The 24,394-nt window shown below is 58.2% G+C and carries 26 protein-coding genes; 6 read left to right on the top strand and 20 right to left on the bottom strand.

Translation table 11 applies throughout. The features are described 5' to 3' along the window. Position 1: 1 nt before the first annotated feature. Both thrC and F0155_RS19195 read right to left on the bottom strand, forming a co-directional pair. Positions 2 to 1,408, bottom strand: a complete 1,407-nt coding sequence (gene thrC, locus F0155_RS19200; protein ID WP_150526210.1) for a threonine synthase — start codon at positions 1,406 to 1,408, stop codon at positions 2 to 4. Positions 1,409 to 1,547: 139 nt separating this feature from the next. Further along, positions 1,548 to 2,144, bottom strand: a complete 597-nt coding sequence (locus F0155_RS19195) for a YqgE/AlgH family protein (protein ID WP_150526177.1) — start codon at positions 2,142 to 2,144, stop codon at positions 1,548 to 1,550. 186 nt (positions 2,145 to 2,330) lie between these two features. Here F0155_RS19195 and F0155_RS19190 point away from each other — a divergent pair, with 186 nt between their 5' ends. Then, positions 2,331 to 3,179, top strand: coding sequence for a protein-disulfide reductase DsbD domain-containing protein (locus F0155_RS19190; protein WP_150526176.1), 849 nt, complete (start codon positions 2,331 to 2,333; stop codon positions 3,177 to 3,179). Between the two features lie 117 nt (positions 3,180 to 3,296). Beyond that, positions 3,297 to 3,779 (top strand): peroxiredoxin, encoded by a 483-nt coding sequence (locus F0155_RS19185; RefSeq protein WP_150526175.1) that lies wholly within the window; start codon positions 3,297 to 3,299, stop codon positions 3,777 to 3,779. Positions 3,780 to 3,864: 85 nt separating this feature from the next. Here the strand turns inward: F0155_RS19185 and F0155_RS19180 are convergent, their stop codons facing one another. The 8 genes from F0155_RS19180 to coxB all read right to left on the bottom strand — a co-directional run bounded on the left by F0155_RS19180 (position 3,865) and on the right by coxB (position 10,533). Then, entirely contained in the window at positions 3,865 to 4,644 is a 780-nt protein-coding gene (locus F0155_RS19180; protein ID WP_150526174.1) for an SURF1 family protein, read from the bottom strand. Further along, positions 4,637 to 5,014: a DUF983 domain-containing protein gene (locus F0155_RS19175; RefSeq protein WP_150526173.1), complete on the bottom strand. Its 378-nt coding sequence runs from the start codon at positions 5,012 to 5,014 to the stop codon at positions 4,637 to 4,639. Before F0155_RS19175 ends, F0155_RS19180 begins: the two co-directional genes overlap by 8 nt. A gap of 132 nt (positions 5,015 to 5,146) precedes the next feature. After that, positions 5,147 to 6,013: a cytochrome c oxidase subunit 3 gene (locus F0155_RS19170; protein ID WP_150526172.1), complete on the bottom strand. Its 867-nt coding sequence runs from the start codon at positions 6,011 to 6,013 to the stop codon at positions 5,147 to 5,149. Positions 6,014 to 6,059: 46 nt separating this feature from the next. After that, on the bottom strand, positions 6,060 to 6,671 hold the full coding sequence (locus tag F0155_RS19165; protein ID WP_150526171.1) for a cytochrome c oxidase assembly protein: 612 nt from the start codon (positions 6,669 to 6,671) through the stop codon (positions 6,060 to 6,062). Positions 6,672 to 6,689: 18 nt separating this feature from the next. Beyond that, complete coding sequence (locus tag F0155_RS23610; RefSeq protein ID WP_192913848.1) at positions 6,690 to 6,851, bottom strand: hypothetical protein; 162 nt, start codon at positions 6,849 to 6,851, stop codon at positions 6,690 to 6,692. After that, positions 6,848 to 7,780 (bottom strand): heme o synthase, encoded by a 933-nt coding sequence (locus F0155_RS19160; protein WP_150526170.1) that lies wholly within the window; start codon positions 7,778 to 7,780, stop codon positions 6,848 to 6,850. The genes F0155_RS23610 and F0155_RS19160 overlap by 4 nt, the downstream gene beginning before the upstream one ends. A gap of 156 nt (positions 7,781 to 7,936) precedes the next feature. After that, on the bottom strand, positions 7,937 to 9,532 hold the full coding sequence (gene ctaD / locus F0155_RS19155; RefSeq protein ID WP_150526169.1) for a cytochrome c oxidase subunit I: 1,596 nt from the start codon (positions 9,530 to 9,532) through the stop codon (positions 7,937 to 7,939). Positions 9,533 to 9,609: 77 nt separating this feature from the next. Further along, positions 9,610 to 10,533, bottom strand: coding sequence for a cytochrome c oxidase subunit II (gene coxB, locus F0155_RS19150; RefSeq protein WP_150526209.1), 924 nt, complete (start codon positions 10,531 to 10,533; stop codon positions 9,610 to 9,612). 617 nt (positions 10,534 to 11,150) lie between these two features. Here coxB and F0155_RS19145 point away from each other — a divergent pair. Further along, positions 11,151 to 11,648 carry an invasion associated locus B family protein gene (locus tag F0155_RS19145; RefSeq protein WP_208999378.1) on the top strand — a complete coding sequence of 166 codons (498 nt, stop codon included), beginning with the start codon at positions 11,151 to 11,153 and terminating at the stop codon, positions 11,646 to 11,648. A 67-nt stretch (positions 11,649 to 11,715) separates the two neighbouring features. On the opposite strand, the gene F0155_RS19140 is transcribed toward F0155_RS19145, so the two are convergent. The 3 genes from F0155_RS19140 to tldD all read right to left on the bottom strand — a co-directional run bounded on the left by F0155_RS19140 (position 11,716) and on the right by tldD (position 15,601). Next, on the bottom strand, positions 11,716 to 13,446 hold the full coding sequence (locus F0155_RS19140; protein WP_150526168.1) for a monovalent cation:proton antiporter-2 (CPA2) family protein: 1,731 nt from the start codon (positions 13,444 to 13,446) through the stop codon (positions 11,716 to 11,718). A 63-nt stretch (positions 13,447 to 13,509) separates the two neighbouring features. After that, complete coding sequence (locus tag F0155_RS19135; protein WP_150526167.1) at positions 13,510 to 14,169, bottom strand: HAD family hydrolase; 660 nt, start codon at positions 14,167 to 14,169, stop codon at positions 13,510 to 13,512. Positions 14,170 to 14,176: 7 nt separating this feature from the next. Next, positions 14,177 to 15,601 (bottom strand): metalloprotease TldD, encoded by a 1,425-nt coding sequence (tldD, locus tag F0155_RS19130; protein WP_150526166.1) that lies wholly within the window; start codon positions 15,599 to 15,601, stop codon positions 14,177 to 14,179. Between the two features lie 303 nt (positions 15,602 to 15,904). Here tldD and F0155_RS19125 point away from each other — a divergent pair, with 303 nt between their 5' ends. Beyond that, positions 15,905 to 16,123: a DUF2093 domain-containing protein gene (locus F0155_RS19125; RefSeq protein WP_150526165.1), complete on the top strand. Its 219-nt coding sequence runs from the start codon at positions 15,905 to 15,907 to the stop codon at positions 16,121 to 16,123. Positions 16,124 to 16,140: 17 nt separating this feature from the next. Here F0155_RS19125 and lpxK read toward each other — a convergent pair whose 3' ends face one another. The 6 genes from lpxK to F0155_RS19095 form a co-directional block, all read right to left on the bottom strand. Continuing rightward, a complete protein-coding gene (lpxK, locus tag F0155_RS19120) occupies positions 16,141 to 17,166 on the bottom strand; it encodes a tetraacyldisaccharide 4'-kinase (protein ID WP_150526164.1) in 1,026 nt (341 codons plus the stop codon). Between the two features lie 117 nt (positions 17,167 to 17,283). Then, the gene (locus F0155_RS19115; protein WP_150526163.1) at positions 17,284 to 18,573 is read right to left on the bottom strand and encodes a 3-deoxy-D-manno-octulosonic acid transferase; all 1,290 of its coding nucleotides are present in this window, start codon (positions 18,571 to 18,573) and stop codon (positions 17,284 to 17,286) included. Beyond that, positions 18,566 to 19,264 (bottom strand): lysophospholipid acyltransferase family protein, encoded by a 699-nt coding sequence (locus F0155_RS19110; RefSeq protein ID WP_150526162.1) that lies wholly within the window; start codon positions 19,262 to 19,264, stop codon positions 18,566 to 18,568. Before F0155_RS19110 ends, F0155_RS19115 begins: the two co-directional genes overlap by 8 nt. A gap of 37 nt (positions 19,265 to 19,301) precedes the next feature. Next, positions 19,302 to 19,538, bottom strand: coding sequence for a DUF4170 domain-containing protein (locus F0155_RS19105; protein WP_150526161.1), 237 nt, complete (start codon positions 19,536 to 19,538; stop codon positions 19,302 to 19,304). Between the two features lie 32 nt (positions 19,539 to 19,570). After that, positions 19,571 to 20,383 (bottom strand): 3'(2'),5'-bisphosphate nucleotidase CysQ, encoded by an 813-nt coding sequence (locus F0155_RS19100; protein ID WP_192913847.1) that lies wholly within the window; start codon positions 20,381 to 20,383, stop codon positions 19,571 to 19,573. Continuing rightward, positions 20,370 to 21,713 (bottom strand): TldD/PmbA family protein, encoded by a 1,344-nt coding sequence (locus tag F0155_RS19095; protein ID WP_150526160.1) that lies wholly within the window; start codon positions 21,711 to 21,713, stop codon positions 20,370 to 20,372. Before F0155_RS19095 ends, F0155_RS19100 begins: the two co-directional genes overlap by 14 nt. A gap of 280 nt (positions 21,714 to 21,993) precedes the next feature. Here F0155_RS19095 and F0155_RS19090 point away from each other — a divergent pair, with 280 nt between their 5' ends. Together F0155_RS19090 and F0155_RS19085 are read left to right on the top strand one after the other, a co-directional pair. Beyond that, positions 21,994 to 22,575 carry a DUF6101 family protein gene (locus F0155_RS19090; RefSeq protein ID WP_204934540.1) on the top strand — a complete coding sequence of 194 codons (582 nt, stop codon included), beginning with the start codon at positions 21,994 to 21,996 and terminating at the stop codon, positions 22,573 to 22,575. 304 nt (positions 22,576 to 22,879) lie between these two features. Further along, on the top strand, positions 22,880 to 24,127 hold the full coding sequence (locus tag F0155_RS19085) for a GGDEF domain-containing protein (protein ID WP_150526159.1): 1,248 nt from the start codon (positions 22,880 to 22,882) through the stop codon (positions 24,125 to 24,127). Between the two features lie 14 nt (positions 24,128 to 24,141). Here the strand turns inward: F0155_RS19085 and F0155_RS23665 are convergent. Continuing rightward, positions 24,142 to 24,394: hypothetical protein (locus F0155_RS23665; RefSeq protein WP_204934538.1), on the bottom strand; the 253-nt coding region annotated here is incomplete at its 5' end.

Below are 24,394 nucleotides of genomic sequence, written 5' to 3'. Positions count from 1 at the left end.
CTCAAACCCCGCTGCGCACCGCACGCGCATGTTTCTCTATAAATGCTTCCACCGCATTCTGACTTGCGTCAAGCACCTGCTGGCGCTCTGGTGCGACCATCATGGGCTGCAATTCCGGCGGCAGCTCCGGACGAACACCACAAGCCGCTTCCACCGCATCCGGGAACTTGGCCGGATGAGCGGTTCCAAGCACGATCATGGGCACGCCGGGCTTTTCATGTTCAGCTGCCACATGCACGCCGATTGCAGTATGCGGATCCAGAAGATAGCCACTGGACTTCAGGGTGCGGTCGATGGTTTCAGCCGTTTCCGCCTCGGAGCACCGCCCTGCAGCAAATTTCTCACGGATGGCCTCCAGAGTCGGCCCTTCCACGGTAAAGCTGCCCGACTGGCGGAGCTGGCTCATCATGCGGCGGATCGCTTCCGCATCCCGACCACTTGCCTCGCTGAGCAGCCGCTCGAAGTTGGAGGAGACTTGAATGTCCATGGACGGCGCAGTGGTCGCGGTAACGCCCTGCGTTTCATAACGACCTGTCTCAAGGCACCGGACCAGAATGTCGTTGACGTTGGTCGCCACGACGAGCTGCTCGACCGGCAGTCCCATTTTCATGGCCGCATATCCGGCGAAAATATCGCCGAAATTACCCGTTGGAACCGTGAAGGAGACCTTCCGGTACGGTGCACCAACGGCGACACCGGACACGAAGTAGTAGACGATCTGTGCCAGAATGCGGGCCCAGTTGATCGAATTCACACCCGACAGGGCGACGCGGTCGCGGAAGCCGAAGTTGTTGAACATGTCCTTCACGATGCTCTGGCAATCATCGAAATTGCCGGTCAGCGCAAGCGCGTGGACATTCTCCTCAGACGGCGTCGTCATCTGGCGCCGCTGAACCGGCGAGACCCGGCCATCCGGGAAAAGAATGAAAATGTCGGTGCGGTCGCGCCCACGGAAGGCCTCGATGGCTGCTCCGCCCGTATCCCCGGAGGTCGCGCCGACAATGGTTGCGCGCAGGCCACGCTCCGTCAGCACATGATCCATCATGCGCCCAAGAAGCTGCATGGCCACGTCCTTGAAGGCCAGGGTCGGACCATGGAAGAGCTCCAGCACGAAGCTGTTCGGACCGATCTGGACCAGCGGGGTCACGGCCTCGTGCCGGAAACCGGCGTAGGCATCATCGATCATCGCCTTCAGGTCGGTGTCGGAAATGCTTCCGCCGACAAAAGGCTTTATGACTTCGAAAGCCACTTCGGCATAGGGCCGACCGGCGAAGGAAGCTATTGTTTCTGCGTTAAAAGTTGGCCAACTCTCGGGAAGATAGAGCCCGCCATCACGTGCAAGACCTTGAAGAAGTACGTCGGAAAATTCGAGTACAGGTGCTTCACCGCGGGTGCTGAAGTATTTCACCGCGTCCATTGCCTCCGGATTTATTCATGTGGGGATCGTATCCCGTTCCGGCGCACACTAGACCATACTGCTGGCAAATTAAACTGGAAGTCTTCCGTCATATTGCGAAGGCTGTTTTGCGCAATTTGCATGCGCTGGATCACGCGTGACCCGCCTCGCCGCTCAGCATGGCCGGATCAATTCCGATAGATTCCATGGCTCGCTGCCATTTTCTCTCGGACTCCGGATCGAAGATCAGATTGGGATCCGCCGGTCCCGTCAACCAGCCATTTTCCTGGATCTCGGTTTCGAGCTGACCGGGAGCCCACCCGGCATAGCCAAGAGCCAGAAGCGCGCGCGTCGGACCGCGCCCGTCAGCCATCGCCTTCAGGATCTCCAGCGTTGCTGTCAGACAGATGCCGTTGTCGATGGGAAGCGTGGATCGATCGATGACATAGTCGTCGGAATGCAGAACGAAACCCCGCTCGACCTCGACGGGCCCGCCCTTGTAGACATTCATGCCGCGAATGCTCTTCGGTAACAGGATGGCCGAATCGTCATTCACGATATCCAGCTGCATGAGCAGGTCCTCAAAGGACAGGTGCCGGGCAACCTGATTGAGCACGAGCCCCATTGCCCCTTGTTCGGAGTGGGAACACATGTAGATGACCGAATGGTCAAATCTGCCGTCATCCATATTCGGCATGGCGATCAGAATCTGTCCCTCGAGGGAACTGGCAATTCTGGTGTCTGTCATCGGCCACTCCTCGTCCAGTCGGCTCCGATTGGTAGGCCCGGAGAACAACCTATGCTAGCTTCTTGTCCTGTAAATGTTAACTCGCCAAAACGGATCAAGTGGCGGCTGTTCACTATTCTGTCACTCCGCATTGACCGGACAAGCCCCTATAGTCCCGACGAAACGTCTAAGAGAGTCTTTAGAACGATGAACAGGACCCATTTTTTTTGCGGGGTTGCGGTGGCCTTGTCGGTGCTTGGCGGAAGCACCGATGTTCGAGCTGGCACAACCGATTGGCAAAGCGTCATGGGCGGAGCCGTTCGGCTGGTGTCAGCGGATGTCCTGGAGGATGGCAGTTATCTGGGTGGCATCGAGTTCATACTTGAGCAGGGTTGGCACACCTACTGGCGCTATCCGGGTGAAGCCGGCATTCCCCCAGAGCTGGACTTCTCAGCCTCCGAGAATCTGGGCAGCATTGAAGTTCTCTATCCGGCTCCAGAACGCTATGACGACGGCTATTCCACATCCATTGTCTACCACCATGGTGTGGTCCTGCCGCTGCGGATCAAGCCTGCGCGACCGGATCAACCCGTTCGGCTGAACGCGAAGATGTTTTTCGGCATCTGCAGCGACATTTGCGTGCCCGGCGAGGCGGATTTGGCGCTTGACCTTTCGCCATCCGAAGCCGCGGATCGGTCCGTCCTTGCTCTCATCCAGCGCGATCTGGATGCTGTGCCTGTTCCCGAAAGGGACGATGCGCCAAGGATCACACAGATAGAGGTCGTCAACGGCGAGGATGGCAAAGTCATGCAGTTCTCGGCCAAACTTGCAGATCCCGGTGCAGACAAGACCGAGCTTTTCGCGGAAGGGCCTGAAGGGTCCTATATTGGCGTGCCCAAGCTGCTTACGCGGACAGGCAATACCGCCACCTGGACCCTGTCTCTCAATGGTCTGGCCCATTCCGACGGCAAAACCCAGATCAGATTTGTGCTTGTCGACGGCGCCACAGCCGTTGAAGGTGTCAGGGACGTGACGATCCCGATCAATAAGGAGTGACAGGCCGGAGAAAAAAATCCGGTCGATGACCGCTTCAGACTCTCGACCTTTGCCCTTTGAGACCCTAACTGACGCAAGGGGCTGGCTTTAGCTCAATTTCAAACAGGAGTACTTTCCATGACGATCAAGGTTGGAGACCGGTTGCCGGAAGCCGCATTCAAGGTGATGACAGCTGATGGACCGGGTGAGCTCAAGAGCGCTGACCTCTTTGGCGGCAAGACCGTCGTTCTCTTCGGTGTTCCGGGAGCCTTCACTCCGACTTGCCACATGAACCACCTGCCGGGTTTCATCGAGCATGAGGAAACCATCAAGGCAAAGGGCGTGGACACGATTGCCGTGGTCTCCGTGAACGACCTTTTCGTGATGGACGCCTGGTCGAAAGCGTCCAACGCGAACGGCAAGGTGACGTTCCTTTCCGATACTGATGCAAGCTTCGTCAAGGCGGCAGGTCTTGCCCTCGACGCACCGATCTTCGGTCATACTCGCTCGCAGCGTTTCGCCCTGATCGCCAAGGACGGCGAAATCACGTTCCTCTCCATCGAGGAAAGCCCGGGCGAAGCAACAGCGACGGGAGCAGCTGCAGTGCTTGCCGCTCTCTGAGTGCAAGCTACGAATGTTCTTCAAAAGAAAAAGCGCGGAAATTCCGCGCTTTTTTGTTGCTTGAAGGCCACCGTGCGAAACGGCGCTAGACTGGTCTTCGGCGCAGGAGGTGGGCGACAAATGCAAGGTAGACCCCAACAAGGGTGGCCGCGAGACCAAACCAAGTCAGCGCGTAACCCAGGTGATCATTCTTGAACCTGACGACAGTTTCCCCAGCCTGAGGCAGCACGCTGACAGGGTTCTCTACCAGCCCTGCATCAACGCTGAAGGGCGCAAGGATCTCGCCGGATACTCCGAGCATCGACGCCATGTCGGCTGTGTCGCGGGCAAACCAGATCCGGCTCATCGGGTCAGCTGCCGGTGTGGTCCAAGTCGGCTTTTCGGAAAGACGCAGCAGCCCGGTGATCTGCTGTTCCCCCGCAGGCGACGTGATCGCTGCCTGCCTGACATCTTCGGGAAGGTCCTGCGGGATAAAGCCGCGATTGATCATCAGCGTCCAGCCGTCATTCGTCAGAAACGGGCTGTAGACAAGGTAGCCGGGCCCATCATAGGGGCCGACAGAACTGGTGAGGGCCGTATAGTAGAACACCACACCATCCAGGAACGCGCCTGAGACCGTGATGCGCTTGTAGTCGTCCTCAATCGTCAGCCCGCCCCAGTCCGCAGGCTCAGGGGCCGGAACCGGGTTCGACGAAACGCCCGCCTCAACCCTGCTGATAAGCGCGTTCTTCTGGTCCAGTCGGTCGAGCTGCCAAAACCCGAGTTTCAGCAACACCGCCAAACCCGCGATGGCGGCAAGCGTGGGGAAAAGCAGCTTTCGTATTGGCGTTGCCGACACCTCGCCGGTTTCTGGCTTTTCAGTCATCCAGTTTCCCTTCTTCCGCCTTGTGCTTGAATTGCAGGCCGATCATCAAACCCTTCAGCGGCCTGAGCACCGCCGCAGCAAGAATTGCCGTTAGAGGCAGCCATAGGACCATGTGCACCCAGATAGGCGGTTCATAGGAAAGTTCCAGCCAGAGCACGAGGCCGACGATCACAAATCCAACGATCATGATGACAAACACGGCCGGGCCGTCGCCCGAATCGGCAAAGTCGAACTTTTGACCGCAGGCCTGACAACCGGGCGCAATTGTCAGGAAGCCCTTGAACAGCCGCCCTTGCCCGCAATTGGGGCATTGGCCCTTCAGGGCGGAATATACCGGATTGACCGGCGGAAAGAGGGCCTTGTCTTCCATTCCGCTTCCCTTTGCCTTTCCTGGCACCCGCATCACCCATGCAATGCGGTGGGCAAAAAAAAGCGCCCGACTTCCAAACCAGAGCCGGGCGCCTTCGATTATTGGATCACTCGGGTTTCCCGAGACTGGCTCTTATTCGCCCCAGATATAGATTGCGACGAAGAGGAACAGCCAGACGACGTCAACGAAGTGCCAGTACCAGGCAGCAGCTTCGAAGCCGAAATGCTGCTTGGCGGAGAAATGACCGGCAAGCGCACGGAACAGGCAGACCGCCAGGAAGATGGTTCCGACGATCACGTGGAAGCCGTGGAAACCGGTCGCCATGTAGAATGTCGCGCCATAGATGTTGCCGCCGAATTCGAACGCAGCGTGGCTGTATTCGTAAGCCTGGCAGATCGTGAAGAGCACACCGAGGATCACGGTGAAGATCAGGCCCCACTTCAGGCCTTCGCGGTCATCGTGCAGCAGGGCATGGTGCGCCCAGGTGACCGTGGTGCCGGAGAGCAGCAGGATCAGGGTGTTCAGGAGCGGCAGGTGCCAGGGATCGAATGTTTCGATACCGACCGGAGGCCACTGACCACCAGTGAATTCTGCACGGGCATAGTTGATCGCTTCGCCGGCATAGAGCGAAGCGTCGAAATAGGCCCAGAACCAGGCAACGAAGAACATGACTTCGGAGGCGATGAACAGGATCATGCCGTAGCGAAGATGCAGGGAAACAACCCGCGTGTGATAGCCTTCATGAGCTTCACGGATCGTGTCACGCCACCAGACGAACATCGTGTAGAGGACGATCACCAGACCAATGGCGAACAGGCCCCAGCCGGTCAGGTCGATGTCGAAGACATGAAAGTCGATGACGAATTCGGATCCGTTCGACAGTTTCATGAAACCGATCGCACCCAGCGCCATGATGAAGGCACCGATAGATGCCAGGAACGGCCACGGGCTCGGGTCTACAAGATGGTAATCGTGGTTTTTGGTATGTGCCTCAGCCATAGGCTAGCTCCCCAACACTAGTTTACCCGCCCTCTCGGACGGAATTTCACAATTTCGTTTCGGTCTCCGACGCCTTGACACGGGCAGCAACGGGCTGCTCGGCATCATGAGCCGGGAAGAAGGTGTAAGACAGGGTGATTTCCTTCACGTGCTTGAGCACGGGATCCTTGTCCATTTCAGGATCCACGAAGAAAATTACCGGCATTTCGACTTGCTCGCCCGAGGCAAGCGCCTGTTCCGTGAAGCAGAAGCATTGAAGCTTGTTGAAATAGGCTCCCGCTTCCAGAGGCGTCACGTTGAATGTTGATGTTCCGACGGTAGGTCCGCTGCTGACATTCTTGGCGACGTAGGACAATTGCCCTGTCTCGCCCATCTTCAGTGTAACCGAGCGCTGTTCGGGCTTGAATTCCCAAGGAAGGTCGCGGTTCACGTTGCCATCGAAACGGATTGTCACAATGCGATCCAGAACCACGTCGGCGGCCTGATCGGCAACCTGTGTGGTGCCGCCGAATCCGGTGACGCGGCAAAAGAGATCGTAAAGGGGCACCGCTGCATAGGCGGCACCGACCATCGTGCCAAATAGCGCCACACAGGCAATGGCAACCTTGCGATTTGCCTTTGCTGTTGTCTGCTGTTTTGTCTGGTCTTCCTGGTTCATTTCAGTCCCGGCTCGCTCTTACAAGGGTCGGTTCAGGATATCGGGACCCATCTTCACGATCGTCACGATGTAAAACACGACGACGAGTGTAAAAAGGGTCACGGCAATGGCGATGGAGCGCGAACGGCGCTTGGACTTCTGGTCGTCCGTCAACTTGATCCCGTTGTCTTCCCCGCTCATGCCACGAACCCCTTAACGAGGCTTTCTGCCAGAAGACCGGCAAAGAGCAGGAACAGGTAGTAGAGCGAGAACTTGAACAGGCGGACACAGGCAACGCGGGCCACGTCCCCTTCGCGCTTGCGCCAAACGTCATAGGCAAGCGCGACAAAGGCCAGACCCAACGCGCCAGCCATCATACCATAGGCGATGCTCGCATAGCCGAGGAAATAGGGTGCGACACCAATTGGCGCCAAGAGGATGGAATAGGCCAGAATGTTGTGACGGGTCACCGTCTCGCCTGCCATCACCGGCATCATCGGGACACCGGCGGTCTCGTAGTCGCCCTTCTTGAACAACGCGAGAGCCCAGAAATGCGGCGGCGTCCACATGAAGATGATCAGGAAGAGGACAAAGCTTTCCAGCGAGACGTTGCCGGTTACGGCTGCCCATCCGATCATAGGAGGAAATGCGCCAGCCGCGCCACCGATCACGATGTTCTGCGGGGTCGAGCGCTTCAGCCACATCGTGTAGACGACGGCATAGAAGAAGATCGTGAAGGCCAGAAACGCGCCGGCAAACCAGTTGACCAGCAGGCCGAGCGTAAGCACGGAGCCGATCGACAGCGTGATGCCAAAGGCGAGCGCCTCATCGGGGGTTACCTTGCCAGCGGGGATGGGGCGCTTGGCGGTACGCGACATGACGCGGTCGATATCGGCGTCATACCACATGTTCAGGGCACCGGAGGCTCCGGCACCAACTGCAATGCACAGGATCGCAACGACCGCAATGACCGGGTGAACGTTGCCCGGAGCCAGCATCATGCCGACAAATGCGGTGAAAATGACCAGTGACATCACGCGCGGCTTCAGCAGGGCGATGTAGTCCCCGGCAGAGCCCATTCCGCCTTCCCATGCGGCGGGTAATGTATCCTGGCGATCGGCAAGCGACATGCCGTCAATTCCTTGTTTTTGTCGACCGTTTGTCTGGCACCTTCATGAGGGGCCGGGTCGTTTCGTTCTGAGTTGGCCAGACCGCGCCCGAGGCAGGCGCGGTCTGTTTTTTCTAGCCGGTGGCCGTGGGACCCCCGAGCCACCCCATGCCGGATCTTACTTGATGCGCGGCAGGGTTTCGAACTGGTGGAACGGCGGAGGAGAGGTCAAGGTCCACTCCAGGGTCGTTGCCCCTTCGCCCCACGGGTTGTTGCCTGCAACACGCTTCTTGGCGAAAGCTTCAAACACTCCGTAAAGGAAGATGAAGACCGCAAAGGCGGAGATGTAGGAACCGTAGGAGGAAATCGCGTTCCAGCCTGCAAGCGCATCCGGGTAGTCGGCATAGCGGCGCGGCATGCCGTTCAGGCCGAGGAAGTGCTGCGGGAAGAAGACGAGGTTCACGCCAACGAAGGTGACCCAGAAATGGATCTTGCCGATCGTGTCGTTGTACATGTAGCCGAACATCTTCGGGAACCAGTAGTACCAGCCTGCGAAGATCGCGAACACGGCACCGAGCGACAGAACGTAGTGGAAGTGAGCCACAACGTAGTAGGTGTCGTGGAACGCGCGGTCGAGACCGGCATTGGCAAGCTGCACGCCTGTCACACCACCAACGGTGAACAGGAAGATGAAGCCGATTGCCCAGACCATCGGTGTCTTGAACTCCATGGAGCCGCCCCACATGGTGGCGATCCACGAGAAGATCTTAACGCCGGTCGGAACTGCAATCACCATCGTCGCGGCTACGAAGTAGGCCTGCGTTTCAGCTGACATGCCGACCGTATACATGTGGTGTGCCCACACGATGAAGCCGACAACACCGATGGCGACCATGGCGTAAGCCATGCCGAGGTAGCCGAAGATCGGCTTGCGGCAGAAGGTCGAGACGATGTGGCTGATGATGCCGAAGCCCGGCAGGATCATGATGTACACTTCCGGGTGACCGAAGAACCAGAACAGGTGCTGGAACAGGATCGGGTCGCCACCGCCTGCGGCATCGAAGAAGGTCGTGCCGAAGTTACGGTCGGTCAGAAGCATGGTGATCGCACCAGCCAGAACCGGCAGGGACAGAAGCAGCAGGAATGCGGTTACCAGCACGGACCATGCGAACAGCGGCATCTTGTGCAGGGTCATGCCCGGCGCACGCATGTTGAAGATGGTCGTGATGAAGTTGATCGCACCCAGGATCGACGAGGCACCTGCAATGTGCAGGGACAGGATCGCCAGATCCATTGCCGGGCCAGGCTGCCCGGAGGTCGACAGCGGCGGATAGACCGTCCAGCCACCACCAACGCCGTATGCACCCGGAGGTCCTTCAACGAAGAGGGACAGGAGCAGCAGCAGGAATGCGGGCGGCAGAAGCCAGAACGAGATGTTGTTCATCCGCGGGAACGCCATGTCCGGCGCACCGATCATGATCGGCACGAAGTAGTTGGCGAAACCACCGATAACAGCCGGCATGACCATGAAGAAGACCATGATCAGGCCGTGTGCCGTGGTGAACACGTTGAAGGTATGCGGATTGGAGAAAATCTGCATGCCCGGCTCTTGCAGTTCGAGACGCATCCCGACGCTGAGCGCACCACCTATGATACCCGCGAAGATCGCGAAATACAGGTAGAGAAGTCCGATATCCTTGTGGTTGGTCGAATAGACCCACCGCTTCCATCCTGTCGGATGGTCATGTGCACCGTGCACGTCGGTAGCAGCCATTGTGTGCTCCCTCTACTAAGCCTTTGAAGGGCGGGCGCCCGAACTGGCGCCCCTCGCCCGATTACGAAACGCCGAAATTACTTTGCGGCGACAGAGATTGCGTCGGAAGCTGCAGACGCAGCCTTCTTTTCGGAAGCAACTGCAGCCCAGAGCTGCTCGTTGGCAACATCGATGTCGTCCTGAGCGGCTTCAGACCACTGAGCGAATTGCTCCTTGGTAACTACACGCATCGAGATCGGCATAAATGCATGGTCCTTGCCGCAAAGCTCCGAGCACTGACCGTAGAAAACGCCGGTTTCACGAGCCTTGAACCACGTTTCGTTCAAACGCCCCGGTATCGCATCAATCTTCACGCCCATGGACGGCATCGCAAACGCGTGAATCACGTCAGCAGCAGCAATCTGAAGTCGAACAACGGTGTCGACCGGGACAACGAGGTCATAGTCGTTCGCAAGAAGGCGCGGAACCTCGTTGAGGGAAACGCCTCGTTCGTCAGCCACTTCCTGGCGGGCAATCCTGTCTTCTTCCAGATCAAGCGAATTGCCAACCATGATGGCGTCGAAGGACAAGCCGTTCATGTTCTCATCGGTATACTCATAGCCCCAGTACCACTGGTAACCGGTCGCCTTGATGGTCATTTCGTATTCCGGAATTTCCAGCTGCTTGTTCAGCAGGCGGAAGGACGGTACGGCGATGACGACCAGAATCAGGATCGGCGCAATGGTCCAGACAATTTCAATCGCCGTGTTGTGCGATGTCTTGGACGGAACCGGATTGGACTTCGCATTGAAGCGAACCATCACATAGATCAGCAGCGCCAGAACGAACAGAACGACGACCACGATGATGGCCAAGGTGAATTGTTCGAACCAGATGATGTAGTCCATCACATCTGATACGGATCTTTGCAAACCGAGCTGCCAAGGTGACATCCCGTTTTCAGCCGCAAGCGCCGCAGGGGCTACTCCGGCAAATGCGATCGCCATTGCGATCCAGCTCATGAGACGCTTGAAGACTGCCTTCACGTCTGCGCTCCCTTCCCTCAACCGCACCCAATCGTGCGGCCTTCGCATGCAAGTTGTCGAAACCCCTGACGGGCTTCAATGATCAAAAAACCTTCGGTCGACATCTTGTTCAGACGTCCGAATTCGCACGTCCAGTCGACTTGTTTGGCCACTCGCGCGCAAGTGTAATCATAAACGCGCATATATGGCGACGGAGCCGTTAGTCTGAGCGGCGAAGTGCCGCATCTCCTGACCGGACATGTTTCAGGCGCACAAAAACCACAAGAAGCGCCCATTCGCAACGATTATGACTCTTTTTCGCCGAGCTTCTGTGTCACTTATGCATTTGATGAAGATCAAGGACAACACAGAGTTTAAGTAAATCCACCAAGCTTATGGAGATCTGGGGAAAGTCGGCCTCGAAGGGGCTGGAATCGTCCCCAGCCATGTTGCAATGTCCTGAAATGAAATTTGACCTGATTCGCGCAAGGCGACCCTCTCGTTCGTTCCGCGTGAAATACCGAAGCCTCCCGGAGGAACCCTTGCTGACCTTCACGAACCTTCCTCGTCCAGACTTGTCGCGGTGGTCCCCATTCTGCCTGAAAGATCAGGTGATGCGCGTGGCTTGTGCCGCCCTTCTCACGATGGGCATTGTGGCTGCTTCCAACAGCAACGCTTTGGCCCAGGGTGAAATCAAGTCGACTCATGGCGACTGGCAGCTGCGCTGCGACACACCTCCAGGTGCCGGCGGCGAGCAATGTGCGCTGATCCAGAACGTGACCGCCGAGGATCGCGACAATGTCGGGCTTTCAGTCATCGTGCTCAAGACGGCTGACAAGCAGGCCAAGATCCTTCGTGTTCTTGCTCCCTTGGGCGTGCTGTTGCCGTCCGGTCTCGGGCTGAAGGTGGACAATGCCGACATCGGCCGTGCGGCTTTCGTGCGCTGCCTGCCCAACGGCTGCATTGCCGAAGTCATTCTGGAAGATGAGCTCCTGTCGAAATTCCAGGCAGGATCGCTGGCAACCTTCATCATTTTCCAGACACCGGAAGAAGGGATCGGCATCCCGATCTCTCTGAAAGGCTTTTCAGCAGGCTTCACGGCCCTGCCATAAACTTAAAAAAGGGGCCGATTGGCCCCTTTTTTATTTCCCGATCAGCCCGGGCAAGCGACGGCGGCGCCTATTTGGCAGGCTTGGCGGCAATCTCTGCGGCGAGTTCAATTTCCATCCGCTCGCGGTCGTGCTCGCGCACTTCTTCCTCGATCTGCTGTATCCGATCCGTCGGCGTGCCCAGCGCTGCAAGCGCAGCACGGCCGAAGGCAAGGCTGGATTCAAAGGTTTCACGGATCTGGTAATCCACGCCTTTTAGCTTCAGGGAGCGGGCATGAGCCCGGTCTGTGGCCCGGCAGAACAGTTTTGCGTTCGGAAAATCGTCCCGAATCATGTCGATGGCCCGCTCCATGACGCGGTCATTCTCGATGCAAAGGGCAATCAGCGGTGCCTTGCCCCCACCTGCTGCCATCAGTACGTCAGCGCGCGTGGCATCGCCGTAATAAACCTTGTACCCGAGCTTGCGAGCATAGGAGATCCGGTCCGGGCGATTGTCGATCGCCGTGATTTCCAGACCATCTGCAGTCAGCGTTTCAGCAACTGTCATGCCGAAACGACCGAAACCGACGACCAGCACAGTGGGCGTTGCTTCATCGAATGTCTCGATGGCCGTTGTTTCGACCCCGCTCGCCTTGATCCGGGCAGCAATCATGTCGAGCCCGAGGCAGGCAACGGGCGTGAACAGCATTGTCAGGATCACGATGGCGTTGAGAAGATTGACAGTTTCAAAGGCCAGCAGACCGCCGCTGACAGCTGCGGTGAAAAGGACAAAGGCGAATTCCCCCCCCTGAGGCAGGGTCACCGCGATACGCAATGCATCGGAGTTGGAAGACCCCGTCGCCCGGGAGACCGCCCAAAGAAACAACCCCTTCACCAGCATGACCACCAAAACGCCAAGAAAGACCAGGCCGAGATTGTCGACCAGCACGCTGAAATCGAGTGACATCCCGACAGCAACGAAGAACAGCCCCATCAGAAGGGACCGGAAGGGTTCGATGTCGGCTTCCAGCGTGTGGCGGAAGCTGGATTCTGCCAAAAGCACCCCGGCAAGAAACGCGCCCAGTGCCATGGAAAGACCGACCGCATGCATGATCCCGGCACTGCCAAGGGCCACCAGCAGGGCAGCCGACAACATGACCTCGCGGGCACGGGTCATTGCCAGAAGCGAGAAGACTGGCGAAATCAGGTAACGACCCGTGACAATAACCGCTGCCACGGCGGCCAGAACCGTGCCGACTTCCATAAAGGCCCCGGCGCCCGAGCTGCTGGCCTTGTTCGGGGAGAGGATGGCAACCATCGCCAAAAGCGGAACGATGGCGATGTCCTGTAGAAGAAGAATGCCGAACGCACGCTGGCCATAGGCGGAGGAAAGCTGACCGCGTTCCTGCAGGATCTGCAACGCGAAGGCCGTCGACGACAGGGCAAGTCCGAACCCGGCGACCACCGCCGCGCTCATTCCCATGCCCGAATAGGCCGCGATGCTGAAGAGACTGATCCCGGTCAGGATCACCTGAGCGGTTCCCAGTCCGAAGATATCGCGCTTCATGCGCCAGAGCTTTGCCGGGTCAAGCTCCAGTCCGATCACGAAAAGCAGCAGGACGACGCCGAGCTCCGCAATCTTGAGAACGTCTTCTCCCGATCCCAGAAAACCGAGGCCAAACGGACCGATGGCTGCACCAGCGGCCAGATACCCCACGACCGATCCGAGACCCAGACGTTTTGCAATCGGCACGGCCACCACGGTTGCGGCCAGAAACACGATGGATTCTGCAAAAAACGGAGGGGCATTCTCTGAAGCCATGATTTTTCCGAAACTAGAGGACGGTCCTGCCCACAATCCCGGGGCTGACCAAAAACGTGCTGTCTATGCGACCGCACTTTCTGATTGAATATCAGTCATTTTGAACCCGAGTGCCTTGAGCGAGCGCAACAGCCCATCGGCATCGACGAAAAGATGCGCCTTCAACCCGGCCTGTTCCGCGCCTTCAATATTTTCCGGCTTGTCGTCAACGAAGAAGCACTGTGACGGTGCGTAGCCATAATGGTCACAGATGCGCTGATAGACCACAGGATCGGGCTTTCTGGCTCCAAAATCCGCCGAAACGTGGGATTTTTCACCAAAGAGCTCCACCGCTTCCGGCGAGCAGACAGGCAAGGCCTTCTTCAACAGCATGCCGTTGTTGGTCAGGAGCGCGATGTCTGCCTGCGTTTTCAGCTGGCGCACCATGTCCAGAACCTGCGGACGCGGGCGCAGCATTCTGGTGCGGATATCCACCCAGGTTTCATAGTCGATGGGATATTTCAGCAAGTCGCCAAACTGCTGCAAATACCCCTCGGCAGTTGCCGGAACCCCGGTTTCGGCAAGATCTTCTTCCGGCCCACCCCACACGTCGCGGTCAATATCGGCGGCCGGGCGGCCTGTCAGCTCATGAAGCAGTCTCAGTCGCAGAGGGTGGTCAAAATCGTAAAGGACATCGTCCAGATCGAAGATGACGAACCTGATTTCACGGTGTTCTTCTGTCATTTCCTTCCTAGACCGCCGTTCCACCAACTGTCAGTGCATTGATGCGCATGGAGGGCTGGCCGACGCCAACCGGCACGCCTTGGCCCTGTTTGCCGCAGGTTCCAAGTCCCGGATCAAGCTGCATGTCGTTGCCGATCATCGAGACACGGGTCAGGGCATCCGGACCGTTGCCGATCAGCATGGCCCCCTTCACGGGTGCCCCGACCTTGCCGTTCTCGACGCGGTAAGCTTCGGTACAGGAGAAAACGAACTTGCCGGAGGTGATGTCAACCTGACCGCCACCAAAGGATACGGCGTAAATGCCGTCTTTCACAGATTCCAGGATCTCCTTCGGATCCTTGTCACCGTTCATCATGACAGTGTTGGTCATGCGCGGCATGGGAATATGCGCATAAGACTGGCGACGACCGTTGCCGGTCGGCTCCATGCCCATGAGGCGAGCGTTCTGTCGATCCTGCATGTAGCCCCTGAGGATACCGTCCTCGATCAGAACGGTTCGTGATGAAGGTGTTCCCTCGTCATCAACGGAAATGGACCCGCGCCGATCCGGGATCGTGCCATCATCGACAATCGTCACGCCGGGCGCTGCAACCCGCTGGCCCATCAGCCCGGCAAAGGCGGACGTCTTCTTGCGGTTGAAGTCGCCTTCAAGCCCGTGTCCGACAGCTTCGTGCAACAAAATGCCCGGCCAGCCCGGCCCCAGAACCACGTCAAACGTGCCAGCGGGCGCCGGAACAGCTTCCAGATTGACCAAGGCCTGACGCAGGGCTTCGTCCACCCCGGCCTGCCAGTTGGCGGTATCGATGAACCGGCCAAACGCTTCCCGACCGCCGCAGCCATAGGAGCCGCTCTCCTGACGATCGTCATTGCCCGCAACCACCGAAATGCTCAACCGGACCATCGGGCGCACGTCGCGAACGCGGTGCCCGTCGGCGCGCAGGATGTCGACCACCTGCCACTGTCCGGCAAGAGATGCCGTTACCTGACGAACACGCGGATCCTTCTGGCGGGCATAGGCATCGATCTCCTGCAGAAGACGAACCTTCTCCTCGAAGGTCGGGCTGCCAATGGGATTGATGTCGGAATACAGGGACTGGTTGGTGCGTGAGGGGGCAGCGGCATAAGTGCCGGAATGGCCCGATTTTACGGCAGACACGGCATCTGCGGCGCGCTTCAGTGCGGCTTCGGAGATATCGCCGGCATGCGCGTATCCCGCAGCCTCACCGGCAACCGCGCGCAGACCGAAGCCCTGCGAGGTATCGTAATTGGCGGCCTTGAGGCGCCCGTTGTCGAAAACCAGCCCCTCTGTCTGCTTATACTCCACAAACAATTCGCCATCGTCTGCGCCGTCGAGAGCCTGACGGGTGATCTGTCGGGCTTTTTCCAGTCCAAGACCGGAGGCTTCGATGAGATCGGTGCTAATATCGGACATGGATCATCCTCGCATGCTGGTCGCGGGCCACTTGCTGGTTGCCTGAGCGATGTGTCTTGGCCATTTGGGCTGGCAGCGTCAGACAGGGCGAAACCCGCAGATTCGAACCTTGTTCCCAACAATAGGGCATTTGCCGCCCAAATCACCCAAAACCATCGGGCCGTACGCAGATTTGTGAAGCAATTACCGCCGCATCGCTGCGATGGTAAGGCAAGAGCTGCGTTATTGGCGGTGCCCTAATGTTGCTCTTGCGGACAAGCTCGCTTAAAAGGGGCCGATCCACAATCAAGGGGCAGCGGGTCCATGAACCGCTTTGAAAAATCAGGCATGCCAACCGAAGCGCGCATCAGATATCTGGACGGCGACTATCAGGTCGAATCACCGGGCACGTTCGTCCGCTGCGCCGTAACTGGCACCACGATCCCTCTCGACGAGCTGAAATACTGGTCGGTTGAATTGCAGGAGCCTTATGTGGACGCGGCAGCCTCGTTGAAGCGCTTTCAGGAAACCGTGAGCCGCTGAGATAATCCGGCCGCGGCCTATATTCCGAGCTGAAAACGCCGCTTTTTCACCCGCTCCTGCACGATATGTGACAGGCGCAGCGCATCCGGAACCCGCATCTGCACCGGCAAGACTTCGCTTCTGACTTCCAGCCACCTGAAGATTTCCGGTTGTGCGGTTTCGATCCGGACCATGTCCTTTTCGGTCGTCACCAGTTGCAGATGTCTGCTTTCAGCATCCTTGAGCAGCGACTGCGCCTCGGCTTCGGTAAATGCGTGATGGTCCGCAAAACTCCGTGTCTCGGCAACATCAAGCTCCAGCGCCCTCAAGGTGTCGAAGAACTTCTCGGGGCGTCCGATGCCGGCAAAGGCCAGCAAGCTGACATCCCGAAGCTCTTCACAGTATCCTGCTTCAAGGCGGGCATAGATGATCGGGATGCCTTTTCGAGAGGCAAGCTTCACGGCCTCTTCGGCCCTGGATCCCTCGCCCACGACAACAAGCACATCGGTCGAGACAATCTGTTTTGCCAAGGGAGCGCGCAGCGGGCCAGACGGCAAACACATGCCGTTGCCTGTCCCGGTGGCTGCGTCAACCAGCACAAAACAAAGATCCTTGTGGAGGGTCGGGTTCTGGAACCCGTCATCCATCAGCAGCACATCGATATTCTGCTTTTCGGCCAGTTGTCCGCCATAGACGCGGTCGCTGGAAATGACGGTTGGCCCCACCTTGGCCAGCATCAGCGCTTCGTCACCAACCTCGGCTGCGGAATGTGTGGCCGGGTCCACGACAAGCGGGCCGATTTCAGAGCCACCATATCCACGCAGCAGGAAACCCGGTTTGAAACCCTGATTCTTCAGGATTTCCGCCAGCATCAGGGAAAACGGTGTCTTGCCCGTTCCGCCAACAACGAAGTTTCCAACGCAAACAACAGGAACAGCACATTCGCCTAGAGGCTTGGCGTGCATGCGCCGCCCGGAAACCCAACCATAAATCCATGAGACAGGGGCAAGCAGGAGCGCGGACAGCGTCCGGGATCTGGACCACCAGAAGTCAGGAGCTTTCACTGAACGTCTACCCCTCAAAGGCCTTGTTGGATCTTATACCGTTGCGCGGCTCTGTCTTCGAACAGTTCCGCCCGTCCCCTATGGCTTACCCAACCCGGATACCTGTCAAAATCAGCGTCAGGCCTTGTCTCCGGCGGACTTCAAATAGGTTTCGATATGGGCCATCACCCGGCCCAAGGCACCCCGGCCATTTTCAATAATCGTTTTAGCACGGGATATTTGTGCCGTTCTTTCGGCTGTGTTTTCAAGCAGAAAAATGATTTCACGTCCAAGCTCGCCTGCCTCTTCGATCCGGCGGGCTGCCTTGGCGCTCCACATATCGCGATAGACGTTTCGCGCGTTGGCCACGTGAGGTCCGGTCACGAGCGCCGTCTCGAACTGAATGGCTTCCAGCGGATTATGGCCGCCACGATCGGTCACTGATCCGCCCAAAAACGCGACATTGGCGAGCGAATAGAACAGCCCCATTTCGCCCAGCGTATCCCCCAGATAAACCTGACAGTCAGGATGGGGCATTGCGCCTTCAGAACGGGCATGCAGGGAAAACCCCTCGCGGTTTGCCAGATCGCGGATTTCAGCTCGCCGGTCCGGATGGCGCGGCACCAGCAACAAGAGAGCGTCCGGATGATGGTTTAGAACCTGCTTGTGTGCCGCCAGCGCTGCCTCGTCTTCCCCCGGATGGGTCAAGGCTGCCAGCCAAACAATCCGCTCTCCAATGGCAGCACGCAGCGTCGCAAGGTCCGCCGTGCCGGGGTCGGGCACCTGGGAATCGAATTTCAAATTGCCGGGACATTCGACACGGGTGCAGCCGAGTTCCGCCAGACGTTTGCCGTCTTGCTCCGATTGCGCGAACGCAAGATCGAAGGTTCCGAAAATATCGCGAGCCGATCTTGCAGCCCGCGACCAGCCCTTGTGAGAGCGGGCAGACATCCGGCCATTTACCAGCAGCACCGGGCAACCTCTGTCCCTCAGCGCAGACAGCGTTGCCGGCCAGATCTCGGATTCCACGAAAAGCGCAAGTGTCGGCTGCCAGTGGTCAAGGAAAGCGGAAATGAAGCGCGGGCTGTCAAACGGCGCATATTGATGGATCGCGCTCTCTGGCAGCTGCTTTTCTGCGATCTCAGCCGACGTTCGCGTGACGGTGGTCAAAAGCACCGTGGTTCCCTGATCCGACAGCGACCGCACCAGGGGGAGGATGGAATTGGTTTCGCCAACGCTGGCGGCATGCAGCCAAACAAGTTGGCCGCCCGGCCTTGGCCTGCCGGCAACTCCGAACCGCTCTGCACCTCGTTCCGGATCATCCTTGCCCTTGTGGACGCGGCGCTTGTGCAGCATCCGGTAAAGGGGCTCGGCAGCACGAGCTGCCGCCACATACAAGGTAACCGGAAGGGGGCGGTTTTCAGCCATTCGGCCTGCCAACCATTTCATAGGCCTTTTGCGTGACCGCGTTCAGACCGTTTTCGACAGCAAGGCGCGCCTCTTCCAGTTCCTCGTCGGTTGCCCCGTCCTTCACATGGATCGGTTCGCCGTAAACGATTGCGCCCTTGCCAAAGGGAAGATTGATGCTCGCCTTGTCCCAGCTGTTCAGTTCGATGCTGCGGCTGGTGCAGATCGCGACCGGCATGATCGGTCGACCCGAATGCTTTGCAATCTGCACAATCCCCATGCCCGACACGCGCGCTGGCCCTTTGGGAACGTCAGCGGTCAAGGCCACGCTTGTGCCTTCCTTCAGGGTGCGAAGGCACTCGATGAAGCCGCGCAGCCCGCCGCGCTTCTGGATCTGATGTGCCTTCTGGCTGCCGGAAGCCCGGATAAGGCCAATGCCCAGACGCTTGGCGGCAACTGCGTTGATTTCACCGTCCGCGGAGCGGGAAATCATAACGCTGACCGGAACATGCTGCGGGCGGGTGAACGGCATCATGAAATGCTGCCCGTGCCACATGGCCACGACATAGGGAATATCATCCTCCACCGTGTCAAGAATGCCGTCCGGCGCGACGGTAAACCGGTTCGTGCGGTACACGAACCTGAGATACTCCGCCATGATCACACCAACGGCATGGAGCAGACGGGGATGGCGGCCAAGCTTCTTCAACATGTTGTTCAGATCACCTGCTCAAACCTAGCGGCGATCATCACGCCGTTTCCGGGTCCAGAAGGCGATGCATGTGCACGATGAAATAGCGCATGTGGGCGTTGTCGACTGTCGACTGCGCCTTGGACTTCCATGCAGTATACGCTTCGGCGTAATTCGGATAGATGCCGACAATGTCCAGCTCGTCGAGATCGCGGAAGGTCAGGCCTTCCGGAGACTCCAGCTCACCGCCGAAAACAAGGTGAAGAAGCTGCTTGGATTGTTCGGTGCCGCTCATGTGAGGCCCTTTCAGAATTCGTCAGTCAGAGATCAGCGGAGCAGGTCGCCAAGGGCTTCCCGCGCCGGTTCCTGCAACGCTCGAGAGGTTGCAATAAGGGCCGGATGGCGGGTGCGCGCCTTGTTGTACAGCAGCGGTTCACCGATCAGGTCCGTAAGTTGTCCGCCCGCTTCCTGCACCAAAAGGTCTGCGGCTGCAAGATCCCAATCACTGGGGCCGGCCCGGGCAACGCCGATATCCACCTGCCCGTTGGCCACCAAGGCCATCCTGTAGGCCAGCGATCTGATATAGGGTCTGGCAATTATGCCATGCTCGCCAAGTCCCTTGTTGTCGACAACAGAAGGTGGGCCGCTCAGCGTCGCGTTTGACACCATCGTGACCGAAGACACCGAGATTGCAGCCTTGTCCAGAAACGCGCCGTGCCCGCTTTGGGCGAAATAGAGCTCCTTGCGAACCGGTGCGTAGACCACACCGGCAACCGGCCGTCCCTCTTCCACAACGGCAAGCGCGACGGTCCATTCATCACCACCGGCAAGAAATGCACGGGTCCCGTCGATCGGATCAACGATGAAGGTGCGGGACCGGTCCAGACGGTCTGGATTGTCGGTTGTTTCCTCCGACAGCCAGCCGTAGTCCGGGCGATTGCCGCGCAACTCGGACGCCAGGAACTTGTCCACGGCGATATCGGCTTCCGACACCGGGGACTTCCCGCCCTTCAACCAGGTCTCGGGATCCTTGCCAAAATAAGTCAGCGCCAGTTCGCCCGCCTCCAGCGCCGCCTCTTTCAGAATTTCAAGATCAGCAGCATTCCCAGCTGCGGCACGACCGGGATCATTCACCTGCAAGGGCCATCCCTTCGATCAAGATGGACGGTGCTGCCACGGAATAACGGGCATCGAGATCGCTGGCGGGAACCATGCGGGCAAACATGTCGATCAGGTTGCCAGCAATGGTGATCTCGGCGACCGGATGCACGATCTGGCCGTTTTCATACCAGAACCCGGACGCCCCGCGCGAATAATCACCGGTCACTGCATTGACACCGTGTCCGATCAGATCGGTCACCAGAAGACCCGATCCGGTCTCGGCCATCATTTCCTCGACACTCTTGCTGCCCGGCTCAAGTGTCAGGTTGGTTGCGCCCGGAGAGGTTCCTGCTCCGCTCCTGTGCGCCCGACCATTGGGAGCAAGGCCCAGTTCACGGGCGGTTGCCGTATCAAGAAACCAGTGTTGAAGCACACCATCGTCGATCATGTGCAGCAGGTCTGCTCCCGTCCCCTCGCCGTCGAAGGGGCGCGTTGCTGCCCCCCTGCGCTTGTGGGGATCATCGGTGATGCGGATGCCGGGGGCAAAGATCGGCTTGCCCATCTTGTCTTTCAGGAAGCTTGTCTTGCGGGCCACGGAGGAGCCATTGATGGCCCTGGCGAAGTGACCGACGAGGCTTTTGGCGGCCCGCGATTCATAGATGACGTTGACCTTGCCGGTCTTGAGCTTTTTCGGGCTCAGCCTGCGGACGGCCCTCTCTCCTGCGCGCTGGCCTATGACTGCCGGATTTTCCATGTCTTCCAGGAAAGTCCGGTAGTCGTAATCATAGTCCCGCTCCATGCCCGTGCCCTCACCGGCAACAGCGGTCATGGACAAGCCATGGCGGGAGGAGACATAGGCACCTGAAAAGCCGTGGCTCGTCGCCAGTACCGCGCCAGACAGGCGCCATGAGGCGCTCGCCCCACCGGACTTGGAAACACCGGACACTTCCAGCCCTGCCGCCTCGGCTTCGCGTGCCCATTCGGTGAGCTGCAATGCCGAGACTTCAGTTTTGTCCAGCAGTTCCAGCTCCGGAATTGTTTTCAGCAAGCGGTCTTCATCAGCCAGACTTGAATAAGGGTCTTCGGGCGCAACCTTCGCCATTGCGACAGCGCGTTCGGCCAGAGCCGCCGGGTCGCTGAACGAATTGGAGGAAACCGCCGCTGTTCGCTTGCCAACCAAGACCCGCAGCGTGACATCATCCCCTTCTGCCCTGTCTGTCTCCTCGACCTTGCCATCGCGCACCTCGACCGTCATGGAGGTGCCAGTCAGGGCGATAGCGTCACAGGCGTCGGCGCCCGCCTTGCGGGCCGCTTCAACCAGTTGGGCAGCCTTTGCTGCAAGGGCGTTCTGGTCAATCAGGTCAGACATGGTTTTCCTGCGGTTGGCCGAAGGGACTCAGGCGTTTTTGTACTCAAGTTGTTTAGGACGATGCGCAGCGCGCGGCAACTCGTCAAACACAGTTCTCCCGATGTGCCCACCTGTGAACAGGTTAACAAGGTGTGAAGGGGCAGGTGAGAAACCAGTAACCGTGTTAAGGATTATACTTTTTTAACCCTGCTTCTTAAGCGAATAAGCACTCCCCGTGATCTATTCATGTATTCGTCCAACGACCGATGAAAAAAACAAATAGGTCCGACGGAGAGGCAAATTGAGACGTCAAACAGCTCACAGTGAAGCCACAGGTTTGGAACCGGGATACAGGATTTTTCTTGATCCCGGCTCCATGCCTCACAACTTCACCCAACAGATGCAGGGTTGCGATCAGCCCGCGCAAATATATCTGGACCGGGATACCGTAATCATCAAGCGTAGGGCAAATGGGCTGCCGCTGACACTTGTTGTCCCCGTTCACATGTTCGAGGGAATTGTTGTCACCGTTCTTCCCGGCGACGTTCCCGGAACGGTCCTTGCGTCCCTGACGCTGAAACATAAGGATCCGGCGATTTCGCTTGTTCTGGCTGAAACCGTACAGCCGGAGGCGTTTTCCACGCTCTGGCCCGAGTGGTCAAAGCTGCTGGCTCTGCCGATGCTCGTCTGCGATATCAATGGCGACATCAAGCCAATCGAGGCCTACAGCGCTCGACCAGCCGCAACACCGACACCGCGTCGCAAGCTCGCCATGCTCACCGGACGACGTCCGCGTTTTCTGGTCAAGCGCGAGATTGGCAAGCACCGCGAAGGATGCCCGGTCATTCACCGGCATGAACGCGAGATCATTGCACGCAATTGACCTTGGTTACGCATCCACTCCTCCTCCGGATGCGTCGTTCAAAACACCGAACCAGACGGCTTCCTCCCGCCGTCTGGTTTCGTGTTTTCTGTGCATTTAACGGAAATATCCAGAGATTACGTTCCCATCACAACTGGAATGGTTAACATTGCGTGAATTGACGAGGTTTCACACGCAATGATTGAACTGCACTGAACCTCCAAAACAACAAGGTCGTTCACTTGGCCAAAGACCTTTAGCATGAAGCGTCGCTCAGCTACGCAGTTCCGCAAGTGAAAGATCAAAGGAGAGGCACCGAGCCGCGATGACACTCGATGTTGTTACGTTGCTTATCATTGCCATAGCCATCGAGCTTATCGGCGCACTCTTTTTGTTTCTCTTCCTGTGCTCGGCCAGAGGATCAATCGACCCCCGAAGCAAAAGAAGTGTTCTCATCTGGGCCATATCCCACGTTCTCGTCGGAACCGCGCTTTTTGCTCTGGCGCTTCGTGGGATCGCTCCGATCTGGCTCAGCATGATCCTCGGAAACGCCATCCTGCTCCTTGGTGCAGATCTGCGCCGGGTTGCCCTTTCGGTCTTCTGGGGGCGTAAGTCCTACTGGCAGTTTTCTGCAGTTCCCGGACTGGTCTGGGTTGCGCTTTGCCTGACGACGCCTGTCACGACCAACTACACCGGTGTTTTGGTTTACATTCACACTTCCCTGACGCTGATCTGGATCGCAACATCAATTGTGTCCTTTGCGTGCAACGATGACAGACTGCGGACCGGTAACTGGCTTGCCGTCAACATATTCGCAGCAGCCCTGATCCACTCCTATGTGGTGGTTACGGCACTCGCTCCGCAGATACTGGCTCTGCAGCCCTATGTCGGGCTGAATTCTGCCGGGGGATACCTTGCAGCCATGGCGGTTACGCTGCTGGCGACTGTGGTGCTGGTTTTCGCGATGGTCATGGAGCGAGAGAAGCATCGGTACCAGCAGCTCGCCCATACGGACCCCCTGACCGGCCTCGCCAACCGGCGCTCGTTCATGGAGCAGAATGAAGGCTGGCTGCAAAAAAACAACGGAACCGGGTTTGCGGTCATCATGGTAGATCTTGATCACTTCAAGACAGTCAATGACATACACGGCCATGCAACCGGCGACCGCGTTCTCCAGATCGCGGCAAACACCCTGCGTGCTCATGCTCCAAGAGGCGCTATCATTGGCCGGATGGGGGGAGAAGAATTTGCAATCTTCCTGCCGGGCTGCACCGTGAAGGACGCATGGGCGTTCACAGAAACAATTCGGGAGCGGTTTCCCGCCGAGGTCGAACGTCTGGAAACTGCCCGGATACAGGCAACGCTGAGTGCGGGATACCACCACGATATGGCAGGGGACTGCACGCTCTCGAACGCGCTCCGCCAGGCCGACCGTGCACTTTATGACGCCAAGAACTCCGGTCGCAACCGCGTGTACTATAGCCGCCGCGTCCAAGCGGCCACACCGGCTGTGTCGAAAGTGCCGCTATCCAACAAAGCTTTGAGTCCCGCCATTCTCAGACCCGACGCCTAGAGCACGTCTCGCATTCACTGAATCACTCGACGTGCTCTAAATAATTGATTTGGAGCATTTCCTGACGGCGAACCGGTATCCACTTCGCCTGGAAATGCTCTAGCAGGCTGCTGAATAACCCGCTGGTTTTTTCGCTCAAATCCTGGTTGGATGATGACATCGTGATTGGCAATGGATAGATGCGGATGCGCGGTGCGGATTTTCGGCCTTCTCAGCTGTTTTCCTACGTGGATCTTGAGGCTCGCGTGCCAAAGGGGCACCCGCTGC

The sequence above is a fragment of the Roseibium sediminis genome (assembly GCF_008711325.1).
Taxonomy (GTDB): domain Bacteria; phylum Pseudomonadota; class Alphaproteobacteria; order Rhizobiales; family Stappiaceae; genus Roseibium; species Roseibium sediminis.
Note: the sequence above shows the minus strand (reverse complement) of the source record. Positions and strands in the feature narration are given on the sequence as shown.